Source organism: Celeribacter persicus (assembly GCF_003050785.1).
Taxonomy (GTDB): domain Bacteria; phylum Pseudomonadota; class Alphaproteobacteria; order Rhodobacterales; family Rhodobacteraceae; genus Celeribacter; species Celeribacter persicus.
In genome coordinates this window covers 130040-152669 of sequence record NZ_QAOH01000003.1, presented here as the reverse complement: position 1 = coordinate 152669, position 22630 = coordinate 130040, and the positions used below count along the sequence as shown (strand labels likewise).

General features: G+C 60.4%; 25 protein-coding genes. 16 read left to right on the top strand and 9 right to left on the bottom strand.

Annotated elements, in window-relative coordinates; translation table 11 throughout:
* The first annotated feature begins 2 nt into the window (after nucleotides 1-2).
* From C8N42_RS05450 to C8N42_RS05430, 5 genes are all read left to right on the top strand, one after another.
* Nucleotides 3-1025, top strand: a complete 1023-nt coding sequence (locus C8N42_RS05450) for an aspartate-semialdehyde dehydrogenase (protein ID WP_107815538.1) — start codon at nucleotides 3-5, stop codon at nucleotides 1023-1025.
* Nucleotides 1026-1355: 330 nt separating this feature from the next.
* Nucleotides 1356-1568 (top strand): hypothetical protein, encoded by a 213-nt coding sequence (locus C8N42_RS05445; RefSeq protein WP_107815537.1) that lies wholly within the window; start codon nucleotides 1356-1358, stop codon nucleotides 1566-1568.
* Nucleotides 1569-1690: 122 nt separating this feature from the next.
* Nucleotides 1691-3331, top strand: a complete 1641-nt coding sequence (locus tag C8N42_RS05440; protein ID WP_107815536.1) for a DUF4139 domain-containing protein — start codon at nucleotides 1691-1693, stop codon at nucleotides 3329-3331.
* A gap of 351 nt (nucleotides 3332-3682) precedes the next feature.
* On the top strand, nucleotides 3683-3898 hold the full coding sequence (locus tag C8N42_RS05435) for a hypothetical protein (RefSeq protein ID WP_107815535.1): 216 nt from the start codon (nucleotides 3683-3685) through the stop codon (nucleotides 3896-3898).
* A 26-nt stretch (nucleotides 3899-3924) separates the two neighbouring features.
* Nucleotides 3925-4212, top strand: a complete 288-nt coding sequence (locus C8N42_RS05430; protein ID WP_107815534.1) for a hypothetical protein — start codon at nucleotides 3925-3927, stop codon at nucleotides 4210-4212.
* A 2-nt stretch (nucleotides 4213-4214) separates the two neighbouring features.
* Here C8N42_RS05430 and C8N42_RS05425 read toward each other — a convergent pair whose 3' ends face one another.
* Nucleotides 4215-4862, bottom strand: coding sequence for a carbonic anhydrase (locus C8N42_RS05425; protein ID WP_107815533.1), 648 nt, complete (start codon nucleotides 4860-4862; stop codon nucleotides 4215-4217).
* A gap of 169 nt (nucleotides 4863-5031) precedes the next feature.
* Here C8N42_RS05425 and C8N42_RS05420 point away from each other — a divergent pair, with 169 nt between their 5' ends.
* The 3 genes from C8N42_RS05420 (at nucleotide 5032) to C8N42_RS05410 (ending at nucleotide 7733) form a co-directional block, all read left to right on the top strand.
* Entirely contained in the window at nucleotides 5032-5409 is a 378-nt protein-coding gene (locus C8N42_RS05420) for a hypothetical protein (protein ID WP_245889969.1), read from the top strand.
* Nucleotides 5410-5541: 132 nt separating this feature from the next.
* Nucleotides 5542-6924: a leucyl aminopeptidase family protein gene (locus C8N42_RS05415; RefSeq protein WP_107815531.1), complete on the top strand. Its 1383-nt coding sequence runs from the start codon at nucleotides 5542-5544 to the stop codon at nucleotides 6922-6924.
* Entirely contained in the window at nucleotides 6921-7733 is an 813-nt protein-coding gene (locus C8N42_RS05410; RefSeq protein WP_107815530.1) for a C40 family peptidase, read from the top strand. The genes C8N42_RS05415 and C8N42_RS05410 overlap by 4 nt, the downstream gene beginning before the upstream one ends.
* 1 nt (nucleotide 7734) lies before the next feature.
* Here the strand turns inward: C8N42_RS05410 and C8N42_RS05405 are convergent, their stop codons facing one another.
* The 3 genes from C8N42_RS05405 to C8N42_RS05395 form a co-directional block, all read right to left on the bottom strand.
* On the bottom strand, nucleotides 7735-8091 hold the full coding sequence (locus tag C8N42_RS05405; protein WP_107815529.1) for a DUF2794 domain-containing protein: 357 nt from the start codon (nucleotides 8089-8091) through the stop codon (nucleotides 7735-7737).
* 289 nt (nucleotides 8092-8380) lie between these two features.
* Nucleotides 8381-8668: an I78 family peptidase inhibitor gene (locus tag C8N42_RS05400; RefSeq protein ID WP_107815528.1), complete on the bottom strand. Its 288-nt coding sequence runs from the start codon at nucleotides 8666-8668 to the stop codon at nucleotides 8381-8383.
* Complete coding sequence (locus C8N42_RS05395) at nucleotides 8665-9288, bottom strand: TetR/AcrR family transcriptional regulator (protein ID WP_107815527.1); 624 nt, start codon at nucleotides 9286-9288, stop codon at nucleotides 8665-8667. The genes C8N42_RS05400 and C8N42_RS05395 overlap by 4 nt, the downstream gene beginning before the upstream one ends.
* 257 nt (nucleotides 9289-9545) lie before the next feature.
* Between C8N42_RS05395 and mbfA the strand changes: the two genes are divergently transcribed.
* Genes mbfA through C8N42_RS05380 form a run of 3 tightly spaced genes read left to right on the top strand, consistent with a single transcriptional unit; the run spans nucleotide 9546 to nucleotide 11635 of the window.
* Nucleotides 9546-10523 carry an iron exporter MbfA gene (gene mbfA, locus C8N42_RS05390; protein WP_107815526.1) on the top strand — a complete coding sequence of 326 codons (978 nt, stop codon included), beginning with the start codon at nucleotides 9546-9548 and terminating at the stop codon, nucleotides 10521-10523.
* 33 nt (nucleotides 10524-10556) lie between these two features.
* On the top strand, nucleotides 10557-11015 hold the full coding sequence (locus tag C8N42_RS05385; RefSeq protein WP_107815525.1) for a YaiI/YqxD family protein: 459 nt from the start codon (nucleotides 10557-10559) through the stop codon (nucleotides 11013-11015).
* A complete protein-coding gene (locus C8N42_RS05380; protein ID WP_107815524.1) occupies nucleotides 11012-11635 on the top strand; it encodes an HAD family hydrolase in 624 nt (207 codons plus the stop codon). Before C8N42_RS05385 ends, C8N42_RS05380 begins: the two co-directional genes overlap by 4 nt.
* Here C8N42_RS05380 and C8N42_RS05375 read toward each other — a convergent pair.
* On the bottom strand, nucleotides 11627-12871 hold the full coding sequence (locus tag C8N42_RS05375) for an MFS transporter (RefSeq protein WP_107815701.1): 1245 nt from the start codon (nucleotides 12869-12871) through the stop codon (nucleotides 11627-11629). The genes C8N42_RS05380 and C8N42_RS05375 overlap by 9 nt on opposite strands.
* Before the next feature lie 111 nt (nucleotides 12872-12982).
* Here C8N42_RS05375 and zapE point away from each other — a divergent pair, with 111 nt between their 5' ends.
* The gene (gene zapE / locus C8N42_RS05370; RefSeq protein WP_107815523.1) at nucleotides 12983-14068 is read left to right on the top strand and encodes a cell division protein ZapE; all 1086 of its coding nucleotides are present in this window, start codon (nucleotides 12983-12985) and stop codon (nucleotides 14066-14068) included.
* Here the strand turns inward: zapE and C8N42_RS05365 are convergent, their stop codons facing one another.
* From C8N42_RS05365 to C8N42_RS05350, 4 genes are all read right to left on the bottom strand, one after another.
* Nucleotides 14069-15097 (bottom strand): LLM class flavin-dependent oxidoreductase, encoded by a 1029-nt coding sequence (locus tag C8N42_RS05365; protein ID WP_107815522.1) that lies wholly within the window; start codon nucleotides 15095-15097, stop codon nucleotides 14069-14071. It abuts the gene before it with no gap.
* 83 nt (nucleotides 15098-15180) lie between these two features.
* Nucleotides 15181-16455, bottom strand: a complete 1275-nt coding sequence (locus C8N42_RS05360) for a bifunctional folylpolyglutamate synthase/dihydrofolate synthase (protein ID WP_245889968.1) — start codon at nucleotides 16453-16455, stop codon at nucleotides 15181-15183.
* Nucleotides 16452-17417, bottom strand: coding sequence for an acetyl-CoA carboxylase, carboxyltransferase subunit beta (gene accD / locus C8N42_RS05355; RefSeq protein ID WP_107815521.1), 966 nt, complete (start codon nucleotides 17415-17417; stop codon nucleotides 16452-16454). The genes C8N42_RS05360 and accD overlap by 4 nt, the downstream gene beginning before the upstream one ends.
* A gap of 63 nt (nucleotides 17418-17480) precedes the next feature.
* Complete coding sequence (locus C8N42_RS05350) at nucleotides 17481-18377, bottom strand: CPBP family intramembrane glutamic endopeptidase (RefSeq protein ID WP_170109217.1); 897 nt, start codon at nucleotides 18375-18377, stop codon at nucleotides 17481-17483.
* Between the two features lie 149 nt (nucleotides 18378-18526).
* Between C8N42_RS05350 and C8N42_RS05345 the strand changes: the two genes are divergently transcribed.
* From C8N42_RS05345 to C8N42_RS05330, 4 genes are all read left to right on the top strand, one after another.
* Nucleotides 18527-19180, top strand: a complete 654-nt coding sequence (locus tag C8N42_RS05345) for a hypothetical protein (RefSeq protein ID WP_107815519.1) — start codon at nucleotides 18527-18529, stop codon at nucleotides 19178-19180.
* 112 nt (nucleotides 19181-19292) lie between these two features.
* Complete coding sequence (locus tag C8N42_RS05340) at nucleotides 19293-20066, top strand: DUF6478 family protein (protein WP_107815518.1); 774 nt, start codon at nucleotides 19293-19295, stop codon at nucleotides 20064-20066.
* 12 nt (nucleotides 20067-20078) lie between these two features.
* Nucleotides 20079-20465 (top strand): hypothetical protein, encoded by a 387-nt coding sequence (locus C8N42_RS05335; RefSeq protein WP_107815517.1) that lies wholly within the window; start codon nucleotides 20079-20081, stop codon nucleotides 20463-20465.
* Nucleotides 20466-20536: 71 nt separating this feature from the next.
* Entirely contained in the window at nucleotides 20537-22555 is a 2019-nt protein-coding gene (locus C8N42_RS05330; protein ID WP_107815516.1) for an oxidoreductase, read from the top strand.
* The last annotated feature ends 75 nt before the right edge of the window (nucleotides 22556-22630 follow it).

Genomic DNA, 22630 nt, shown 5'->3' with positions numbered 1-22630 from the left:
AAATGGGCTATAAAGTCGTCGTCGCGGGCGCCACGGGCAATGTGGGCCGCGAAATGCTGAACATCCTCGCCGAGCGCGAGTTTCCTGTGGACGAGATCGCGGCACTTGCGTCGCGCAAATCTCTCGGCACCGAAGTGAGCTTTGGCGACAAGACCCTGACCACCAAGGACCTCGACACGTTCGATTTCTCCGGCTGGGACATCGCGCTTTTTGCCGTGGGCTCGGATGCGACCAAAACCTACGCGCCGAAAGCGGCAGCGGCGGGTTGTGTCGTGATCGACAACTCTTCGCTCTATCGCTACGACCCGGACATTCCGCTGATCGTGCCGGAAGTGAACCCGGACGCGATCGAGATGTACAAGAACAAGAACATCATCGCGAACCCGAACTGTTCGACCGCGCAGATGGTCGTGGCACTTAAGCCGCTGCATGACCGCGCGAAGATCAAGCGCGTCGTGGTGTCGACCTACCAATCCGTCTCCGGTGCCGGCAAGGAAGGTATCGACGAGCTTTGGGACCAGACCAAGGGCATGTATGTGCCGGGGCAGGAAGTCGCGCCCTCGAAATTCACCAAGCAGATCGCCTTCAACGTGATCCCGCATATCGACGTTTTCATGGACTCGGGCGACACGAAAGAAGAGTGGAAAATGATCGCCGAGACGAAGAAAATCGTCGATCCCGCGATCAAGGTCACCGCGACCTGCGTGCGTGTGCCGGTTTTTGTCGGCCATTCGGAGAGCATCAATATCGAGTTCGAGGAATTCCTTGACGAGGACGAAGCCCGTGAAATTCTGCGCACCGCGCCGGGTATTCTCGTGGTCGATAAACGCGAGAACGGCGGTTATGTGACGCCGGTGGAATGCGTCGGCGACTTCGCGACCTTCATCTCCCGTATCCGTCAGGACGTGACCGTCGAGAACGGGCTGAACCTCTGGTGCGTCTCCGACAACCTGCGCAAAGGCGCGGCGCTGAACGCGGTTCAGATTGCCGAGCTGTTGGGGCGCCGGGTCCTCAAAAAGGGCTGAACCGTCTAGGCGACAACGAACCTCTTAACGAAAGGGCGCTTGTGGGCGCCCTTTTTCGTTGGGTTTCATGGCACGATTCGCCGGATCAGGGGCATGATGGCGGCATTTCCGGGAAGTCGACGCTGGCGAGGGTGCCTGTCGGGTGAAGTTGGCCGTGAAAAGCCTCAAGTTTTATTCACTCAACGCTTTGGGATTTTAGCAGAATTTGCAGCCTGCGCGCGTGGATGAGGAGGTTAACTTTAAATTTTATTCACATCCACGGCGCATCTGTGGCGTTGCTGTGCTGACTTTCATCCTGACGACAGAGCCATGCAACGAAGGGGTGGGGTGATGTTTCGAGTGAAAATAGACCTTGGCGTAATGCGTCACCACGAGATCAAAAAGACTGACACGGGGGTATCGGACTCTCTGGGAGACCGTCTGGGTGACTGGGCGGAGGAATTGGCCAAGCTCCATCCGCAATCGACCAGAGAAGATTTGTGCAGAACCTTCCGGGACAAGTTGCGCGACGGGGACAAAGGCGATCGCAAGACCGTCGCCTGACCTGTTGTCGGGGATCGGCGAGGTTTCGCCATGTGTGTGATGCGAATTTGCCGAGAGCTGAATTCCCCTTGCACAGAGCGGCTCTGCATTGGACCTTTCCTCCGACCGCTAAGGAGGAAATCATGTTGCCGAAATTCAGTACCCGTTCCATTCTGACCCTGTCCTGCTTGGCGGGAAGCACACTCATGGCGCTACCGGCCTTTGCAGAGCGGTTCGAGGCGCGCAGTCTTGTCACGGTGGCCACGATCTATCCTCAAGGAGCGATGATCACCCGGGATGCGACAGTGAGCTTGCCCGAGGGGCAGCACGAGATCGTCTTCGCCGACATTCCCGTTGGCTACGATCCGGGTGAGGTCGAACGGAGTTTGCAAATCCGGGTGGAGGGAGGCGAGCCTGGCCCGGTTTCCTATGGCACCGCACCGATCAGTGAGGCCCTTTTGTTTCGCTCCGATGCGGAGAAAGCAGCCAAGGCGCGTGTCGATACGCTTGAGAAAGAGATTGCCGACCGGCGTGCCGAGATCGAGAAAATCCGGTTCGAGGTGAATGCGGTCGAGGATACATTGGCCTATCTCGGACGGCTGACGGCGGGCGAGGATGCCGGGCAATCGGCTGCCACCGCCCGGATGATCCGCGAGGAATCTCTGGCCGCGCGTCTTGCTGGTCTGGAGGCGTCCCGTCGTGTTGATGCGGCGGAAGAGGCGCTCGAAGGGCTTGAGAAGGAGTTGACGGAGGCCAGGATCGCGCTCGATCTTCTGGTTCCAGATACCGAGGATCGGATTTCGGTCACGCTGCCGGTGAGTGTGGCGCAGGCCGGGGAGGTGCATGTCAGCTTCACCTACATGTCCGAAGACGCGTTTTGGCAACCGCGCTACACCGCACGGCTCGACACGGAGGCCGGGACAATGGATCTGGTCCGCTCCGTCTTTGTCGAACAGAGCACGCGGGAACCGTGGTTCGATGTGGCACTGCGCTTTGCCACCGACGACCCGAACCGCAAACCGGCCCCGAATGAGGTGTACGAGTATGTCCGCCGGGTTTACGAGCCGCGCCCGGTCGAACCCCTGATGCGGGCGGCGGGCGGTGTAATGGAACTGGACGCGGCGGCGCCGGTCATGGAGACCGCGCCCAAGATTCAGGTCAATCTGACCGGGCTCAGCCAGACCTATAACGCCCCCGAACCGGTCAGCCTCTATTCCGGAACGGAGGGGCGCGAGTTCATGCTGTCCTCGCTCGCGCTGTCGCCGGAGATCGTGGTGCGCGCCGTGCCGCTTTACGAGGACACCGGCTATCTCATGGCCTCTTTCGCCAATGACACCGGTGAGATGCTGGTGCCGGGTGAGGTGCGATTGATCCGCGATGGTGTGAGCCTTGGCACGGTGATGCTCGGGACCGTGGTGAACGGGGCAGAGACCGAACTGGCCTTTGGGGCGGTGGACGGGATTACCGTGGAGCGCGTGCTTGTGACCCGCAACGAGGGTGATCGGGGGGTGATTTCCAAGTCCAACGAAGCGGCGAGTGAATGGCGCATCAGCGTGGAGAACCACACGGCGCGGAGTTGGCCTGTGGAGGTCGTGGACCGGGTGTCCGTCTCCGAGCAGGACGAGCTGAAGACCGACTGGACTGCCCGACCCGCGCCGGATGTGGAGGGGTTGAACGACAAGCGCGGTGTGCTTGCCTGGCATTTCGACCTTGATGCGGGGGCGCGTCAGGAGATCGAACTGAGCGAAAACCTGCGCTGGCCGGAAGGGAAGGAACTGCAATGAGCGATGTGTGAAGCCATCTGAGGGGCGCGCTTTTCCATTTGAGCTGGGGTACGATTCGGGAGCTGTGGAGGCAAAAACGGGCATGTCACAAAGCTGCCCCAAAGCTGCCTCCGCCGCGCTGCGAGTCTTAATGGAAATTAACCATCCCATCACCGATGGGAAGAATTTTAACTTTCGAAAACTCTCGGTGCAGGGGGTTTTAAGATACTGTTTTTGAAGAAGATTTTTTTGTAAGGCTGCCGAAGCCCGGTAGTTGTCTCAAATTGTTTCCATGCTTGAATTCCGCTGCAGGCGCGGCTGTGCTCCCATGCTCTCAAGGGTTCCGGGGGCACGGACCGAAAGGATGGAAACATGACCAAGCTGATGAAGACCGCAGGCTGCTCCGTTGAGGCCAAAGGGGCGATCCTTTTCAACTGGGATGTGCATGTTTCCGAGGCTGCCGGTCGTCCCGCCAATCACAACCTGACCCGGGAAACGCGGCGTTCGAACGTGGTCCTTTTCGGGGGATGTCGCAACGATCCGGACTACCGCCCGGATCTCGGCGTGCGCCTCGCGCTGGCCGCTTGAACGAAGATTTGAGAAAGGACAGACCCATGACCGATTACATCGCCAAAGCCCGCCAAGGCCGCATCATCGCGCTGAACCTGTGTCAGAACGGTGCCGTGATGTTCTTTCCGGAAGAAATGGACGAGATCGTCACCACGGAATGCCCGACCAGCCGTCAAGCGATGACCCGGATGAGCAAACCGATGTTCGTGCGTTCCGCCTCGGTGCAATCCGGAACGTTGATCGAAGCGCCACACCCGGAAGAGGTGGCCAACGTGCCCTTCGTTTTGACCGAAGAGCACGCTGTCGAAAACGTCCTGCGACTGGTCGCCTAAGGTCACACCTGGATAAAGGATTTGGTTTCGGGATCGTATTGCAGGAGATCGCCGTCACCGATATCCGTCCAGAGCCCGTGGAGGGTGAGATTGCCCTTCTCGACGGCTTCGCGGACAAAGGGGAAGGTCATCAGGTTTTCAAGCGAGATCAGGATGGATTCCTTTTCCAGAGCGTCTTTGCGCTGCTCTTCCGGCACATCCAGGACGCGTTCATAACCCGGGCGGAGGATGTCCATCCATCGACCGACGAAAGAGGATTTTTCTTCGAGCTCCGGCGCATGGCCCGAGCACATGTCGTAACAACCCTGAACGCCACCGCAGTTGGAATGCCCCAGAATCACGATATGGGCCACTTTCAGCGCGGTCACGGCATATTCCACCGCCGCTGAAGTGCCGTGGTGGTCGCCGTCGTCGGTAAAGGGGGGCACGAGATTGGCGATGTTGCGGTGAATGAAGAATTCGCCCTGATCCGCCCCGAAGATGGAGGTCACATGCACACGGGAGTCGCAACAGGCGATAATGAAGGCGCGGGGACGTTGTCCTTCTTCCGCGAGCTTTTTGTACCAGGTGCGGTTGTCGTTGAAGGTCGTGGCTTTCCAGCCGTGGTAGCGTTGAACCATGTAGTTGGGAAGGGGGCGTGCGTATTTCATCGGGTGAAACGTTCCTTTCAGACATCGGCTGCCAAATTGCAGCGAATGTAATGAGAGTTTTCGGGGAATTCGAGTGAGAAACTGCTTTGCATTAAACCTTTTCTAGAGGGTCTTGTTGCAAAGTTTTTGCATAGCGCGTGGGGGCGTATGAGATTTGTGGGGTAGAGACATGGTGGTGTCGAAGTTGCGACCGGATGGGACGGTCGAGGTGGATCGTGATCTTTTGGATCAATTGTATAGCCAACTGGGAACCTCCGGCGCGGACGGGGTGGTGTCGCGTGCGATGGAGGAACTCGCGGTGCGGCTGGCCAAGGTCGAAAGCAGCTATCGCAAGGGTCAACTCCCGGAGTTGCAGCGGGCGGCGCGGTCGATGATTGCGATTTCCGAGCAGATCGGAATGGTCACCTTCGCCCGTGTTGTGGGCGATGTGAGTGCGCTGGCGCTGACCGACGATAGCACGGCTTTGGCCGCCTGTGTCGAACGACTGATGCGGATTGGGGAAAATTCCCTTCTGGCCGTCTGGGATTTACAAGGGGCTTCTCTCTAGACGCGGGGAAGATCCTGATGGTTTAGGGGCGCACTGTCCCTTGCCATGCCAAAGTCTTCACTGAAACGCTTCGGCTTGCAGGTGGCTCCGGATGGGCTAAATTTGGCGCAACAGTCAAGAAAGGCCCACCCGATGCCACTTACCTTTGCCGTGCGCGGCACACCCTCCCTCCCGCTTTATCTGATTGCACCGGAAGATCTGGACGCGACGCTTGCCCACCTCAGCCCGTCTCAGGCCGGCTGGGTCCGCGCGCAGGGCTTCAAGGCGGCTGCGGGAGCGGTGTGCCTGCTGCCGGGGGCGGATGGGATCGCGGGTGCCCTCGCCGGTTTGGGAACGCCACAAGACCGCGCACGTCAGAGATTTATCCTCGGTGCGGTGCGCACCAAACTGCCGAAGGGCACTTATCATCTGGAAACGGATTTGGCGGGAGACGCACTGGAGGAACAGCTTCTTGGATGGCTGCTCTCTGGGTACGTCTTTGACATCTATGCGAAAAAATCTGCCCCCGAAGCGGATCTCGTGGCGCCGGAAGGGCTCAATGCTGCGGGGCTCGAAGCGATTGCCCTAGGCGAGGCGCTTACCCGCGATCTGATCAACACGCCCGCCAATGACATGGGGCCAGCGGAGCTTGAATTTGCGGCGCGAGGTTTGGCGGAAGAGCATGGGGCAGAAATTGCCGTGACCACGGGAGGGGCGTTGTTGGATCGGAATTTCCCGATGATCCATGCGGTCGGTCGGGCCTCTCCCCGCGCGCCGCGCCTGATCGACATGCGTTGGGGTGCTAGCGGGCCGAAGCTGACGCTCGTGGGAAAAGGCGTGTGTTTCGACACCGGCGGGCTGAACCTCAAACCCGGTTCCTCCATGGGCCTGATGAAAAAGGACATGGGCGGCGCGGCCACGGTGCTTGGCCTAGCAAAAATGATCATGGCGCTGGAGCTGCCGCTCCAATTGCGGGTGCTGATCCCTGCGGTGGAGAATGCGGTGGATGGCTCCGCCTTTCGGCCGCAGGACATCCTGACCTCGCGCAAGGGATTGACGGTCGAGATCAACAACACCGATGCGGAAGGGCGTCTGGTTCTGGCCGATGCGCTGGCGTTGGCCGATGAGACGCCGTCCGATCTGCTGATTTCCATGGCGACGCTCACGGGGGCGGCGCGCGTGGCGCTTGGTCCCGATGTGCCCCCATTCTTTGCCACCGATGCGCAGGACGCCACGAGGCTGACAAACGCCTCGGTCAGGGTTGCCGATCCGCTTTGGCAACTGCCCTATTGGGAGCCTTACGAGACGATGATCGAGCCCGGTATCGCCGATCTCGACAACGCGCCTTCGGGCGGCATGGCCGGGGCGATCACCGCCGCGCTGTTCCTGCGCCGGTTCGTGACCGAGACCCCGCGTTACATGCATTTCGACATTTACGGCTGGTGCCCCGCGCCGCTTCCGGCCCGACCGAAGGGCGGGGTGGGACAGGGTGCACGGGCGATTCTCGCCGCTTTGCCGGAGCTTCTGGACCTGTGATGGATCGTCGCTTGACCCCCGCCAATCCACGAGTCGCCCTGTCCGGTCATGCCACGGGCGGGCAGGCCGAAGTGCTGCCGACCCGTCACACCATCTCCCTTCCCGTCGCCGATCTGCGTAGGTCGCCAGTGGGTACGCGGGATCGGCAACTGCTTTGGGGGGAGGGTTTCGATGTGTTGGAGGTGCGCGACGGCTGGGCCTTCGGCATCGCCGCGCGGGACGGCTATGTCGGCTATGTCGAGGAGGCGGATCTGGAGCCGGAACTCACTCCGACGCACACGATTTCGGCGCGTGCGACCCATCTCTACCCGCGTGACGATTTCAAGATCGAAGCCGTGACCAGCCTGTCTTTCGGATCACGCATCAAGGTGGTCGATGAGCGACACAAATTCATGGAGATCGAGGGCGGGCTGTTCGTTCCGAAAGCCCATGTGCGCCCCATTGGACGACCGTTTTCAGACCCCGTGACCATCGCGCAGATTTTTTTCGGCACGCCCTATCTCTGGGGCGGAAATTCCGCCTTCGGTATCGATTGTTCGGGGCTTGTGCAGGCGGGTCTGCTGGCCTGTGGCGTGCTCTGTCCGGGGGACAGCGACATGCAGATGGGGCTTGGCTCCGATGCAACGGACGGTTACCAGCGTGGCGATCTCTTGTTCTGGAAAGGCCACGTGGCGATGTGTGTCGACGAAGAGGTGCTGATCCACGCCAATGCGCATCATATGGCGGTCGCTTATGAACCCATCGCGCGGGCGATTGCCCGGATCGAGGCGCAGGGCGACGGGCCGGTCATGGCGCATCGTAGGTTGTGACTCACTCCACGGGGCGGATCAGCTTGCGGTCGAATACCCGCAATACCATGCGCAGGTCCGCTCCGCGTTTGAGCACCTGACCGTCCATGCCGATCACCGCATACATACCTTGTCTGCCACGCAATTTGGGGCGCTTCTCGATGCGATAGATCGGGTGCTCGGCAGTGCGGCGAAACACGGAGAAGACGGCGACATCCTTGAGAAATGACATGCCGTAATCGCGCCATTCGCCTGCGGCAACCATGCGTCCGTAAAGTCCGAGAATGGCCCCAAGCTCATGGCGGTCGAAAGCGACCTTGTCCGGTTGGTGGGGGGGCTGCGGTGGGCCCGGAAAGGGCGTCGGCGTTTGAATGGTCATGCCCCAAGAGTGAGGTCATTTACTTTGCAAATCAAGAAAACTCGCAGGACCTCTGTGGATTGCCTCATTTCGGGCGCAAAATCGCCCGGAGAATTCCGCGCCTGACCCCTCATTTAGCCCGCTTCTCACGTCAGAAACGGGGACAGAGCGAGAACGCTTTACCCCGGTGTCGCGGTTCAACAGCCCCCACCCAGTTCGCGGCACCGGGGATCTTGCTCAACCAACTTTCAGGCCGAGGCAAATTTTGTCTCGGCTTTTCCTTTGGGGGGGGGGCAAAAATTCGCTGTGTTCAGCCGCACCAGACGCGGCGGATGTGATCGGACTTATCAATCTCGATATTTGTGCGCTCCGGGATGTGGTCCATGGTCATTGCTATGCCCGGACCCATAATGCGCAGGGGCTCTGGAATGCCAAGTCCGTCGAGTGCGGATTTCGGTTCACCGATCAGGGGCGTGACGAGAGAGGCGGCACAGGTCTCCGCAGGAGCCGTCATGTTTTCAGTCGCGGCCCGGGGTTCTTCCTTGCAGGCGCTCAGGAAGAAAAGGGACAAAGCGAGCAGGGCAGAGATGCGGGTCATCGAGAGGTTCCGTAGCGGGCGAGGAACATGGCGACGGCGCTGTCGACGATTTCCTGTTTCTGGGCCTCGTCAATATCGTGAACCATTTGAAATATGCGCATTGGCACGAGGCGAACTTTGCAGAGCTCGGCAAATTGCTCGGCGGCCAGTTCGATATCCTCGATCACTAACTCGCCGCGGGCGGTGGCGGTGGCGAGGTATTGCGACAGGCGCTTTTGCACGAGGCCCGGGCCGCTTTCGTAGAAACGTTGTGCGACCTCGGGGAACCGCAGACTTTCCGCCACGGCGATACGGTAGACGGCCGTACCGAAATCCGAGAGCAAAAAATCGAGGATCTTGCGCCCGGCGGAAGGCAACAACACATGCGGCGGCTGGTTTTCGTCCATGCGCTCGGTAAAGGCATCGGCCTGACGTGTGGCTTCGAGGCCGGCGACTTCAAGGAACAACACACGCTTGTCGGGAACATAGCTATAGAGCGTGGCCTTGGAGACCTTTGCCTCGCGGGCGATGTCGTCGACCGAGGCGCCTTCGAACCCGTCCCTGAGAAACACGGTCCGGGCGCCTTCAATCACTTGGGCGTACTTGCGCCCTTTCTTGATGCTGGAATGTGTCTCGTCCATGGCTCTTTCTCCAATGGGCCAAGCTTAGTGTGTTCAGACCTGTGTGCAATGAAAGAAAAGGCAGGCCATTGGCCTGCCCCAGTGCTCGACAGGGATGTCGATCGGCCGCACACGACACGCGGCCAAGGAGAATCTAAACGGATTGGTTTAGTTGAGCAAGGGATTCGTACGGTGACACCCATACGGCAGCGCATATAATGGGCTTGCAGAAAGTTATACGATCATTATTTTAGAACCATTCTAAATTGAGGTCCCACATGATCCCGGTACTCGCCAACCGCAGACGCTTTTCCGACCTGTCGGAACAGGAAATCGTCGCCCTCGCCATTTCATCCGAGGAGGACGACGCTCGTATTTACCGTCAATATGCTGAGCGTTTGCGCGCCGATTATCCCGATAGCGCAAAGATTTTCGAAGGCATGGCGGAGGAAGAGGACGCTCACCGCGAGGCTTTGATTTCACTTCACAAACGCCGTTTCGGGGATGTCATTCCCTTGGTTCGGCGTGAACATATCTCCGGCTATTACACGCGTACGCCTGTGTGGCTGATCGAGAACCTTGGCCTCGACCGTATCCGTGAAGAAGCTCATGCCATGGAGCAGAGTGCCGAAGCCTTTTACCGCAAAGCTGCGCAACGCACGCAGGATGCCGACACGCGTGCGCTTTTGGGCCGTCTGGCTGCGGCGGAGGCGGGGCATGAGAAGCGCGCAGAGGAGCTTGAGGCCGAGCATCTCGACGATCATGCCCGCTCGGAGGAAGAAAAGACCGCACATCGTCAGTTCGTCCTGACTTGGGTGCAGCCGGGGTTGGCGGGCCTGATGGACGGGTCGGTGTCGACGCTGGCACCGATCTTCGCCACCGCCTTTGCGACCCAGAACACATGGACCACCTTCCTTGTCGGATTGGCGGCCTCCGTCGGCGCGGGGATTTCCATGGGCTTCACCGAGGCGGCCTCCGACGATGGCGAATTGTCGGGGCGCGGTTCCCCGATCAAACGCGGTATTGCGTCCGGGGTCATGACTGCGCTCGGGGGGCTCGGTCATGCGCTGCCCTATCTTATCCCGCATTTCTGGACCGCGACGCTCATCGCCATGGCGGTGGTGTTCATCGAACTGTGGTCAATTGCTTGGATTCAGAAGAAATACATGAACACGCCCTTCCTGCGTGCGGCCTTTCAGGTTGTGTTCGGCGGCGCGCTGGTGTTCGCTGCGGGGGTGCTCATCGGCGGTGGCTGATCGAGTATTTTTGTCAAGAAGAAGACGGATGCCGTGACCAAAATCTATGTCGATGCAGATGCCTGTCCGGTAAAGGCCGAGGTGGAAAAGGTTGCCACACGGCACCGTTTGCAATGTCTGCTGGTCTGCAATGGCGGGCTGCGTCCGTCTCCGAATCCGTTCATGGAACTGGTGATCGTGCCCGACGGACCGGACGAGGCGGACAAATGGATCGCGGAACGCGCGGGTCTGGGTGACGTGGTCGTGACGGGGGATATTCCCCTCGCGGCCAAAGCTGTCGAGGCCGGTGCGCGCGTGCTCAAACATGATGGCGAGGCCTTCACTCAGGCCAATATCGGCAATGCGCTTGCCATGCGCGATCTGATGTATGACCTGCGGGCTGCCGATCCGTTCCGACAAGGGGGCGGTAAGGCCTTTACAAAAGCAGATCGCTCCCGCTTTCTGGATGCTTTGGAGCGTGCCCTGCAGGCCGCGAAACGGGAGGGTTCATGACAGTTGAGGCGGTGATTTTCGACATCGGCAACGTGTTGATCGAATGGCAGCCGGAACGGCATTACGATGCGACGGTCGGGATCGAACGGCGCAAGACGATGTTCGAGACCGTCGATCTGCATGCGATGAACGATCTGGTCGATCAGGGCTATGACTTCCGCGCGACGATCGAGGTGGCCGCAGCGCAACATCCTAAATTCCAGAGCGAAATCATGATGTGGTATTACGACTGGATCAAAATGGCCCAGCCCGCGATTCCGCATTCGGTAAAGCTTTTGCGGGCGTTGCGCAGGAAAGGCGTGCCGGTGTTTGCGCTGACGAATTTCGGCATCGAAAGTTTCGAGTTCGCCGAGACGCAATACCCGTTCCTGACCGAATTCGACCGACGCTATGTGTCGGGGCGGATGGGTTGTGTCAAACCGCATGCGATCATTTACGAGATGGTCGAGGCCGATTGCAAAATTCCGCCTGAACGGCTGTTGTTTACCGATGACCGGCAGGACAATATCGACACGGCCAGGGCGCGCGGTTGGCAGACACACCTGTTTGAGGGGCCGCTGGGATGGGCCGGGCGCCTTGTGGAGGAAGGGCTTCTGACCCCGCAGGAGGCCTCAGGCTAAGGCGCGCTTGCCCAAGGGCACTTCCTTCACCGGCAAATGCACGATGGCCGAAAACGCGCCGACGCCGACACCGACCCACCAGACGGCGGTGTAATCGCCGTAGAGATCGTAAAGCCGCCCACCGAGCCAGACGCCCAGAAACGCGCCGAGCTGATGGGAAAAGAACACGATGCCATAAAGCGTGCCCATGTAGCGCAGCCCGTAGATATGCGCGACGAGACCGGAGGTCAGCGGCACGGTGGCGAGCCACAAAGCGCCCATGGTGACGGAAAAGACCAGTACGGACGTCGGTGTGATCGGCAGTGCGATGAACAGGGCTGCGGCCAGAGTACGTCCGAGGTAAATCCCCGCGAGCAGGTATTTCTTGGAAAACCGGTTGCCGAGCCAGCCCGCAAGAAGCGTGCCGCCGATATTCGCAAGCCCGATGAGGGAGATCGAGATCGCCCCCAGCGCGGAAGTGGTCGAAACGCCCAGAGAGGCGAGCGTTCCCGACGGGTCGATGGCACCGCACATCTCCGTCACCATCGCCGGAAAATGCGCGGTGATGAAGGCAAGCTGATAACCGCAGGAGAAGAACCCGAGGAAAATCAGCGTGTAACTCGGGTCGCGGAAAGCCTTGCCGAGGATAGCGCCGAGGCTTTCTTCCAGTTCCGCCTTTGAGGCCATGGCGGGGCTGCGCATCATCGGCAGCGCCAGAAGCGTGGCGAGGACCGAAGCCGCGAAGAGCAGGAAAACGTTCTGCCAGGACATGAAACCCAATAGCCATTCCGCCAGAGGCGCGCCGAACACCTGCCCGGCGGAGCCCGCTGCGGTGGCGATTGCAAGCGACATGGAGCGGTTCTCGTTCGAGGACGCACGACCGACGACGGCGAGAATGACGCCGAACCCCGTACCTGCGATGCCAAAGCCGACGAGGGTTTCATAGAATTGATGGGCAACGGGCGAGACCGCGAAGGACGATAGCACCAGTCCCGCCGCATAGGTGAGTGCGCCAAGGATGATCGCCTTGCGATCCCCGATCCGCTCCGCCAAAGCGCCGAAAATCGGCTGGCCGATGCCCCAGAACAGGTTCTGGATCGCAATCGCCAGAGAGAACTCCGCGCGCGGCCAGTTGAACTCCTCGGCAATCGGGATTTGGAACACACCGAAGGAGGCGCGGATCGCAAAGCTCACGATGATGACGATGCAACCGGCGATCAAAACCGGCGTGAAAAGCGGCGTGCGCGTGTCGGACATATTTGTCTCCTTTGGGGCACCATCCGGGAAAACCCCCTGTGCGGTCAATCGAATGATCGCAATGATGCGCATCATCTTTCCTTATGTGAGCCGGCGCAGTAAGGGAGAAGCATGGAAACGCTCATGGACATTTACGCGGCCCGTGTGGCCGCAGGCGCGCTGCGCGAAGATCCCGCGCAGGTCGCAGTTTTGCCCTTGCTCGACCGGGTAAGGGCAGATTTGTCGCAGCAACCGACCAAAAAGGGACTTTTGTCTCTGATTGGCGGGCGCAAAAAGCCCGAAGCTGTGCGTGGCCTTTACCTCTGGGGCGGGGTCGGACGTGGCAAATCCATGCTGATGGATTTGTTCTATGATCACGCCCCCGTGCCTGCCCGCCGCGTGCATTTCCATGCTTTCATGCAGGAGGTGCAGGCGGGGATCGAGGCGGCGCGCAAAGCGGGAACCGCCGATGCCATTGCCCCCGTGGTCGACAAGATCGCGCAGGACATCAGGTTGCTGTGCTTTGACGAGATGCAGATCACCGATATTGCCGATGCGATGATCGTCGGGCGTCTGTTCGAGGGGCTGTTTGCCAAGGGTGTGACCGTTGTCACCACCTCGAACCGGGTGCCGGATGACCTGTACAAGGATGGGCTGAACCGCCAGCTTTTCCTGCCCTTCATCGAGATCATCAAACAGCGGCTCGAAGTGCATCACCTGCACTCGCCGGTGGATTATCGCCAAGGCCGTCTGACGGGTACGCTGGTCTATTTCCATCCGGTCACGCCCGATGTGCGCGCCACCATGGACGATATCTGGAACGACCTGACCGGGGGCGCGACGGAGAGCCTGACGCTTAAGGTCAAGGGGCGGGATGTGGTCCTGCCGCGGTTTCACAACGGCATTGCGCGGGCGACGTTCTGGGATCTGTGTGGCCAGATGTTCGGGCCGGGCGATTACCTCGTGATCGCGGATGCGGTGAAATTGCTGATCCTCGAAGACATCCCGCGCCTGACGCGCAACAATTTCAACGAGGCGAAACGTTTCGTGACGCTGATCGACGCGCTTTATGAGGCGAAAGTGCGGACGGTGTGCTCCGCCGTGGACGAACCGGAACGGCTTTATATTGAAGGTGCCGGGGCGTTCGAGTTCGAGCGCACGGCATCGAGATTGCGGGAAATGCAGGATCGAGACTGGGGCTCAGAAGCGCAGGACTGATCAGCCCTTCGCCAGGATCGCCCGAACGCGCGGCACGACCTCTTCACCATAGAGGCGGATGTTATCCATCAAAAGCTCATGACTCACGGGTCCGGCCGAATATTTGAGATCGAACCGATCCACTCCCAGCACAGATATCGTCGCGGCGATTTTCTGCGCTACGGTGTCAGGAGAGCCGACATAAAGCGCACCATGGTCGATTTCATGCTCGAAGGCATCGCGGGTCAGTGGTGGCCAGCCACGGTTTCGACCGATGCGCTGATGCATGATCCTGTAGCCTTCGAAAAAGCGGTCGCGCGCGTCCTTGTCCGTGGCCGCGATGTGCCCGGGTGAATGCGCCCCAAGCGGCAGCATGGGCGCGTCCATCTTGTTCCGAATGTCGCGATAGAGATCGGCATAGGGTTTGAACCGCGCGGGATTGCCACCGATGATCGCAAGCGTCATGGCGATGTCATTGGTGGCGGCGCGCACCACCGAATCCGGGCTTCCGCCCACCCCGACCCAGACCGGGATCGGGCGTTCGGGGCGGGGATAGACGATCTGCCCTTTGAGTGCGGAACGATGACGACCGGACCAACTCACTTTTTCTTCCGTTGCGAGCAGTTTGAACAGTTCGAATTTCTCTTCGAACAACATCTCGTAATCCGACAGGTCATATCCGAAGAGCGGGAAGCTCTCGGTGAAGGAGCCGCGCCCGAGGGTGATTTCGGCACGTCCATTGGAGATCGCCTGAAGCGTCGAAAACCGCTGAAACACCCGGATCGGATCGTCGGATGACAGGACCGTGACCGCAGAGGTCAGCTTGATCCGGGAGGTTTGCGCGGCAATGGCGGCGAGCACTGGTTCGATGGCGGAGACGGCGTAATCCGGGCGGTGATGCTCGCCGATGCCGTAAACGTCGATCCCGACCTGATCGGCCAGAATGCCCTCCTTGATCACGTTGCGAATGACTTGCCCTTGGGGAAGGTCGTGCCCCTCCGCGTCCCAGGTGACGTCGCCAAACGTATCGATGCCGAATTCCAAAGCCATATGCGTGACCTCCTGTGCTGCGCGCTGGATACGCGCACGGGTCTCCCGCGCAAACACGCGCGGGCGCACAGCTTCTGTTCGTCTCAGCTGTTGGTCTGGAGGATATGGCCTGCGAGGTAGAGCGAACCGCAGATCAGGATACGCGCCTGCGGGGCGTCGGCGACGATGGTGCGCACGGCGGTCAGGACGCTGTCGGCCTCGATGGCGGAAAATCCTTCCGCGCGGGCGGTCGCTGCGGTCTCTGAGGCGGGCAGGGTGGCCTGCGCATCCGGGATTGAGACGGCGATGAGACGTTTGGCGTGGCGCTTCAACGGACGCAGATAGCCGGCGATGTCCTTGGTGTTGAGCATGCCGCAGATCATGTAGGTCGGACGTGCGGGCAGGCGATCAAGTGCCTCCGCGAGAGCCTCCCCCGCCGCCGGGTTGTGCCCGCCGTCGAGCCAAAGCTCGGCCTCGGGGGCGGCGTCGATGAGTGGCCCGGTCTTGAGCCGCTGCATCCGGGCGGGCCAATAGGCCCCTGTCATGGCGGCCTCAAACGCATTGTCATGATAGCCCAGATAACGGAGTGCCGCGATGGCGGCGCCTGCGTTATGCACCTGATGGCGCCCGATCAGATGCGGCATCGGCAGATCGCGCAGGCCATTCTCATCCTGGAAAATCAGACGCCCGCGTTCTTCCCAGACATGCCATTCCTGTCCGTAGCGCAACAGGGGGGCGCCAAGACGGGCGGCGGTGGCTTCGATCACTTCAAGCGCCTCATCGGGCTGCGGGCCGACGACACAGGGCACGCCGCGTTTGATGATTCCGGCCTTCTCCCCCGCGATCTCGCGGATCGTTTCACCGAGGAATTGCGTATGGTCGATGGAGATCGGCGTGATGATCGTCAGTTCCGGTCTTTCGATCACATTGGTGGCATCGAGACGTCCGCCAAGCCCCACTTCGAGCAGGGTGTAATCGGCAGGCACGCGCGACATGGCGAGGATGCCAGCAACCGTGGTGATCTCGAAATAGGTGATCGCCTCACCACCATTCGCGGCCTCGCATTCTTCGAGCACGGCCATGAGATCGCTTTCGGAAATCAGTTCGCCCGCCAGACGGATACGCTCATGAAAGCGCGCCAGATGCGGCGAAGTATAGGCATGGACTTTCTTACCCGCCGCCTCAAATCCCGCTCGGATCATTGCCTGTGTCGAGCCCTTGCCATTGGTGCCCGCCACATGGATCACGGGCGGCAATTTGCGCTCCGGGTGATCCAAAGCGTCCAGAAGACGCCAGACACGGTCAAGGACAAGGTCGATGACCTTGGGATGCAGGGACATCAGCCGATCAAGGATGATGTCGGAATTTTGGATGGTCACTTTTTCGCGTCCTTCGCGGGAACTTTGGCCCCAACGGCGGCCTCTGCGGCGATTTTCGGCGCGGCACCCTTGTCCTCCGGCGCGGGGGCCGGAAGATCGCCCATGACAGCAGGCGGCAGGTTGCCGAGCATGCGCAGGATGGTGACAAGTTCGTCTTTCATCTTCATGCGATGGGTCACACGGTCGAGCATGCCGTGATCGAGAAGATATTCGGCGCGCTGGAAGCCTTCGGGCAGTTTTTCGCGGATCGTCTGTTCGATCACGCGGGGACCGGCAAAACAGATCAAAGCATTCGGTTCGGCGATCTGCACATCGCCCAACATTGCATAAGACGCTGTCACCCCGCCCGTGGTCGGGTGGGTCAACACGACGATATACGGCAGGCCCGCCTCTTTCAGCATTTCGATGGCCACAGTGGTGCGCGGCATCTGCATGAGGGAGAGAATCCCCTCCTGCATCCGGGCGCCGCCGGCGGCGGAAAACATGATGAACGGGCGCTTGAGTTCGATTGCACGCTCGACACCGGCGATGAAGGCGTTACCGACATACATGCCCATGGAGCCGCCCATGAAGGAGAAATCCTGTGCCGCGGCCACGACTGGCGTGCGCCCGATCTCGCCCTCGGCGACCAGCATGGCCTCTTTCTCGCCCGTCGACTTCTGTGCTGCTTTCATACGGTCGGGATATTTTTTCTGATCCCGGAATTTCAGCGGATCTTCAATCGGTTCGGGAACCTTCACCTCGGAGAAAATCCCCCCGTCGAACATCGCGCTAAACCGCGCGCGCGGGGTGATATGCATGTGGTGATCGCAATTGGTGCAGACGTTCTGGTTTTCGGCCAGTTCGCGGTGAAACAGCATGGTGCCGCACTCCGGGCATTTCGTCCAAAGATTGTCCGGTGTGTCGTGTTTCGAGAAGAGCGAGTTGATCTTCGGGCGGACGTAGTTCGAAATCCAGTTCATGGGTGCGCCTTTGGACGTTACGTTATCAGGGCCTCAGATAAGCCCCTCTGCTGTGAATTGCAATCAACGCCTGATCGCGAGCCGGGCGACAAGCCAACTGACGAACAACATGAGGCTCTGGAAGATCAGGGCTTTCGGGTCGGAATAGAGCGTCTGGAGGCTGTCGGTCTGTACGAAAAGTCCGAAACCCGACATCATGTCCTGTTGCGGGGCAAGCAGCATGGCGGAGAGGTTGTTCATGAAATGCAGCGCGATGGCCGGGCCGAGCGTGCCAGAGCGCATGGTCAGATCGCCCGCCAGAACGCCAAAGCCGATGGCCCAGAGCGCCGGGAACACGGCGGCGATGCCCTCGGACGTGCCGCTCAGATGCGCCAGACCGAAGAGCACGGAAGAGGCGGCCACACCCAGAGGGTAGGAGTTCGTGGCCCCGGCGATCTGGCTTTGCAGGTAGCCGCGAAAAAACACCTCCTCGGCGGTGACCTGAACCATCAGGCCGAGTATGGCAAAGGGCAGCCAGAACAACCATACCGTACCTGGCATGTTGGCGACCGGCTCGGCGGGACCGTCCCAAGGCAAAAGCATGCTGAGAACCGTGAAACCCGCGATCCATTTGAGCGTTACAAGGAACTGCGCGCGCATCGTGCGGGCGGGTCCGGTCAGTTCGCGCAGGTTGCGCCCATGCAGGCGTTCGGCCAGTTTGATCGACCCCATCAGAAGCAGGGCAAACCCCGCGAGAATGGTGAACAAGCCACCGGGCGTGGCACCGACCATGACACCGCGAGGACCAGCTTGGAAGGGCATGAGATTGGGTGCAAGGCGTCCGACGAAGAAATAAAACAGCGGCGTGACCACCACGCTGAGCAGGAGGCCGGCCAAAAGTGTGACACCTACCCGCCAAAGCTCGGGGCGGCGCATCGCGGAGGCGATGATCGGGGCGTAGGGATGCGTCCTTTGCGGCATGCGCTCTCTCATGACGAGGGTGTTCGAGGCAGAGGTAACACGCGTGGCTCCGGTGTGAAAGCGCGGGAACTCGCCGATCCGTGAACCCGCCCGACTTGGAAGCCCCGGATGGGCGGGCTATAGGCGGCGCAAGACGTGAGGAGAGCGGAATGGTGTCTGTGAAGAGCCCGGTAAAGACGTTTGTGAATATGGCAATGGTGGCGGGGTTGGTACTTGGTCTTGCGGGCTGCGAGATGGACATGGGCACGCCGGTGGATCCGGCGCATCGTCCGGCGCGTGCCGTGACACTCCCGGTCAGCGGCGTCAGTGTGGCCGGGCCTTCGGGATATTGCGTCGATCCGGCCTCGGTGCGTGACAATGACAAGGGCGGCTTTGCGCTTCTGGGCAATTGTTTCGGGCTGAGCGGGCGCAACAATCCGGCGTTCAAGGGCAAGACGGCGCTTCTGACTCTTTCTGTCTCCGCGCCGATGGCCGATACGGAGCAATTCGACCCGCCGAGTTTCGAGGCCTATTTCGCCTCCGAGACCGGACGCCGGGCCTTGTCACGCAGCGGCTCCGCGAGAACCGTGCAACTCATTGAAAGCGAGGCGCAGGGGGAGTCGGTTCTGCTCCATGTCCGTGACAGTGCGCCGTTGACCCTGCGCGGGCAGGGGCGGGAATACTGGCGTGCGCTTTTCCTGCTGAACGGACGTCTGGTGACCGCGACGGCCACGCCCTTTGCCGAAGCGCCGATGTCCGAAAACCAACTGCGTACCCTGCTCGACCGCTTCGTCACGGAACTCAAACGTCGTAATCCGGCTTGAGGTCTGAAACTGTTGCCCAAATGGAACCAAACGACGGAATTTTTTCGCGTTTGTTGAGTGGAAACCATTGTCGGTCATAGTAAGCTTCCGAAGCGAAAGAAAAGGTTGCGCAATGCGGCGTCGACTCAAGCATATGATCGAAAATCGGATCAACGCGCTGGCCACGCGGCGCTGGGCGCGGCGGGCGAATATGGCCGAACGTCTGTCTCTGCCGGCGCTGCGGCGTCTGCGCGGTCAGGCGCGTGGGCTCAGATGGGAAATCGACCGTTTTCTTTTCGTGGCGGACGGGCGTCTTGCCCTACCACTGATCGGATCGAACGCGATGCCATTGCCGCTCTACACCGACTGGTCTTACCGACCGGAGCTTTGGCGCGGACCGATCCCGCTGAAAGGCGCCTCTGCCGTGCCGACCAAGACGGCGATCGGCACCGGGACAACGCTTTATCACGACTGTCAAATCTCCGAACTGACCTATCGCCAGGTGCGTAACACCTCTGAGGAGGACCTTGCCCCTTTCGGTCTGAGGCTCGACGTGTTCCGGTTTGACGGCTCGTTCCTGTCACTGTCGGTGGAGTTGCCGGAAGAGGCCTGTCACGGGCTGAGCAAACGTCATCTCGTGCGGATGGATTATTCGATCGACCTTGAAAAAGGCATCGAAATTTTCGCCCGTTTGAATGTGAAGCACGGACCGAACATGGAACAGGTGGTGCGGGAATTGCCGCTATACACCGATGAGGGCTATGTCGAATTCGATCTGGCCTATACGAAGCTCAATGAAAAACGGGTGGAAAAGCTCTGGATCGACCTGATTTTCGAGGGGCCGGAAATGAATCAGATCGTACTGCGGGACCTGACCTGTTCGCGCCGTCCGCGCGCGGAACTCTGACGGAGGACGGATATGGAAGAGGTGATACTGGTCAAGACGCGGCTTCAGGCGGGGGTCTGGGAAGGCGAGTTGCATGTGCCTGAAACCGTGAGCGCGCTGCCCGAGATCGAGGTGACCTATCTCGACCAGCCGGTGCAGGGGCATACGCTGAGTGAGGATGCGGAACGCGAAGGTGTCTGGTTTTTCCGCTTTGCCGTACCCTCCGAACTGCTCAATGACGGGGTGCAGACCTTTGTCTTCTCCGACCGTGCCACCGGGCAGGTGCTCAATTCGCTGACGCTGATGGCGGGCGATGTGCTCGCCGAAGACATCAGGGCCGAGATGGACCTGCTGCGGCAGGAGCTCGACATGCTCAAGCGCGCCTTCCGGCGGCATTGTACAGAGACCGGCTCGAACTGATCTGACGCGGCGTCTTGCGTGACATGTTCCGGCCCCTTGCGCATTTTGACGCGCAAAGGGAGGCACATTACATGACCCACTATCCGCATCTTTTGGCGCCGCTTGATCTCGGCTTTACCACCCTGCGCAACCGTACCCTGATGGGCTCGATGCACACGGGGTTAGAGGAGCGCGGCGATTGGGGGGCCGTGGCCGAATTCTATGCCGCCCGCGCCCGTGGCGGAGCGGGGATCATCGTCACCGGCGGCATGGCGCCCAGTGTCGAAGGCGGGGTTTATCCCGGTGCGGCGGGTCTGTTCACCGATCAGGACATCGAGAACCACCGCAAGGTGACGGATCGCGTTCATGCCGAGGGTGGCAAGATCGCGATGCAGATACTCAATGCCGGGCGTTATGCCTACGGGCCGAATTGTGTCGCACCTTCCGCGATCAAATCGCCGATCTCGCCTTTCAAGCCCACGGAACTCGATGAGGCCGGGATCGAGAAACAGATCGCCGACTATGCCACCGCTGCTGCCCGTGCCAAGGAGGCGGGATACGATGGTGTCGAGGTGATGGGGTCCGAGGGCTACCTGATCAACCAGTTCCTCGTCACCCATACCAACAGGCGTGAGGATCGCTGGGGCGGTTCCTACGAGAACCGGATGCGATTTCCCATCGAGGTGGTGAAGCGTGTGCGTGCCGCCGTAGGGTCCGAGTTCATCGTGATCTACCGGATTTCCATGATCGACCTGGTGCCGAACGGCTCGACCTGGGAGGAAGTCGTGCAACTCGCCAAAGAGATCGAGAAAGCGGGGGCCACGATCCTCAACACCGGTATCGGTTGGCATGAGGCCCGTGTGCCGACGATTGCCACTTCTGTGCCGCGCGCGGCCTTTGCAGAAGTGACGAAACGCATGATGGGAGAAGTCACGATTCCCGTCATTACCTCGAACCGCATCAACCATCCGCAGGTGGCCGAGGATGTTCTGGCCGATGGCTGTGCCGATATGGTCTCCATGGCGCGGCCTTTCCTTGCCGATCCCGATTTCGTCGTGAAAGCGGCGGAGGGCAAGTCGGATCAGATCGCGCCCTGCATCGCCTGTAATCAGGCCTGTCTCGATCATACGTTTTCGGGCAAGCTCACCTCCTGCCTCGTCAACCCGCGCGCCTGTCATGAGACCGAGTTGCGTTACGATCCTGCGGAGGCCCCGAAAACCGTCGCCGTCGTCGGAGCGGGGCCTGCGGGTGTCATGACGGCCATCATCGCCAGCCAGCGCGGGCACAAGGTCACGCTTTACGACAAAGCCGATGAGATCGGCGGTCAGCTCAACATGGCCAAGCAGGTGCCGGGCAAGGAGGAATTCTTTGGCCTTGTCGACTGGTTCAAGACCATGGTGAACACTTCGGGCATCGAGGTGAAGCTCGGCACTGAGGCCACGTCGGAGATGCTCGCGCTTTTTGACGAGGTGGTGATCGCCACGGGTGTCATCCCACGCGATCCGGAAATCCCGGGCCAGACCGAGCACGGCAACACGGTCAGCTATATCGACATCCTGAAAGGTCGCGTCACTGCCGGGCCGCGCGCCGTGGTTATTGGCGCGGGGGGCATCGGCTTCGATGTTGCCGAATACCTGACGACTGCGGAAAGCCCGACGCTGAACCTCACGGAGTGGAAGGCCGAATGGGGCATCACCGATCCGGTGCAGGATCGCGGCGGGTTGTCGCCCGAGGGGCCGAAACCGGAGGCGCCTGCGCGGGAGGTGACGCTGTTGCAGCGCAAGGCAGAGAAACCCGGCAAGCGGCTTGGCAAGACCACTGGCTGGATTCATCGCGCAACGCTTCAGATGAAAGGTGTGAAGATGCTGGGCGGTGTGACCTACGACAAGATCACATCCGAGGGGCTTTGGGTCACCAAAGACGGTGAACCGCGGCTGATCGAGGTCGACACCATTGTACTTTGTGCCGGTCAGTTGTCGGAGCGCAGCCTTGCCGAGGCGCTGGAGGCGCAAGGCAGGACCTGTCACATCATCGGTGGGGCGGACGTCGCCGCCGAACTCGACGCAAAGCGCGCCATCGACCAGGGCGCACGCCTCGCCGCCTGCCTCTAAAGCGTCCCGCCTTTAACCTGAGGCATCAGATAAAGGCGGATTTCGGGCAACGTTCGTATCTTGCTCTGCGTTTCG

Excerpts from the sequence above, each read along its gene's own strand:
- accD (WP_107815521.1), bottom strand. The coding sequence starts at position 17,417 with ATGAACTGGATTTCGAACTACGTCCGCCCGAAGATCAACTCGCTCTTC.
- C8N42_RS05450 (WP_107815538.1), top strand. The coding sequence starts at position 3 with ATGGGCTATAAAGTCGTCGTCGCGGGCGCCACGGGCAATGTGGGCCGC.
- C8N42_RS05330 (WP_107815516.1), top strand. The coding sequence starts at position 20,537 with ATGACCCACTATCCGCATCTTTTGGCGCCGCTTGATCTCGGCTTTACC.
- C8N42_RS05405 (WP_107815529.1), bottom strand. The coding sequence starts at position 8,091 with ATGACCATTCAAACGCCGACGCCCTTTCCGGGCCCACCGCAGCCCCCC.
- C8N42_RS05420 (WP_245889969.1), top strand. The coding sequence starts at position 5,032 with ATGGTGGTGTCGAAGTTGCGACCGGATGGGACGGTCGAGGTGGATCGT.
- C8N42_RS05400 (WP_107815528.1), bottom strand. The coding sequence starts at position 8,668 with ATGACCCGCATCTCTGCCCTGCTCGCTTTGTCCCTTTTCTTCCTGAGC.
- C8N42_RS05340 (WP_107815518.1), top strand. The coding sequence starts at position 19,293 with ATGCGGCGTCGACTCAAGCATATGATCGAAAATCGGATCAACGCGCTG.
- C8N42_RS05445 (WP_107815537.1), top strand. The coding sequence starts at position 1,356 with ATGTTTCGAGTGAAAATAGACCTTGGCGTAATGCGTCACCACGAGATC.
- C8N42_RS05435 (WP_107815535.1), top strand. The coding sequence starts at position 3,683 with ATGACCAAGCTGATGAAGACCGCAGGCTGCTCCGTTGAGGCCAAAGGG.
- C8N42_RS05335 (WP_107815517.1), top strand. The coding sequence starts at position 20,079 with ATGGAAGAGGTGATACTGGTCAAGACGCGGCTTCAGGCGGGGGTCTGG.
- C8N42_RS05430 (WP_107815534.1), top strand. The coding sequence starts at position 3,925 with ATGACCGATTACATCGCCAAAGCCCGCCAAGGCCGCATCATCGCGCTG.
- C8N42_RS05425 (WP_107815533.1), bottom strand. The coding sequence starts at position 4,862 with ATGAAATACGCACGCCCCCTTCCCAACTACATGGTTCAACGCTACCAC.
- C8N42_RS05415 (WP_107815531.1), top strand. The coding sequence starts at position 5,542 with ATGCCACTTACCTTTGCCGTGCGCGGCACACCCTCCCTCCCGCTTTAT.
- C8N42_RS05375 (WP_107815701.1), bottom strand. The coding sequence starts at position 12,871 with ATGTCCGACACGCGCACGCCGCTTTTCACGCCGGTTTTGATCGCCGGT.
- zapE (WP_107815523.1), top strand. The coding sequence starts at position 12,983 with ATGGAAACGCTCATGGACATTTACGCGGCCCGTGTGGCCGCAGGCGCG.
- C8N42_RS05380 (WP_107815524.1), top strand. The coding sequence starts at position 11,012 with ATGACAGTTGAGGCGGTGATTTTCGACATCGGCAACGTGTTGATCGAA.
- C8N42_RS05350 (WP_170109217.1), bottom strand. The coding sequence starts at position 18,377 with ATGCCGCAAAGGACGCATCCCTACGCCCCGATCATCGCCTCCGCGATG.
- C8N42_RS05345 (WP_107815519.1), top strand. The coding sequence starts at position 18,527 with ATGGTGTCTGTGAAGAGCCCGGTAAAGACGTTTGTGAATATGGCAATG.
- C8N42_RS05440 (WP_107815536.1), top strand. The coding sequence starts at position 1,691 with ATGTTGCCGAAATTCAGTACCCGTTCCATTCTGACCCTGTCCTGCTTG.
- mbfA (WP_107815526.1), top strand. The coding sequence starts at position 9,546 with ATGATCCCGGTACTCGCCAACCGCAGACGCTTTTCCGACCTGTCGGAA.
- C8N42_RS05395 (WP_107815527.1), bottom strand. The coding sequence starts at position 9,288 with ATGGACGAGACACATTCCAGCATCAAGAAAGGGCGCAAGTACGCCCAA.
- C8N42_RS05365 (WP_107815522.1), bottom strand. The coding sequence starts at position 15,097 with ATGGCTTTGGAATTCGGCATCGATACGTTTGGCGACGTCACCTGGGAC.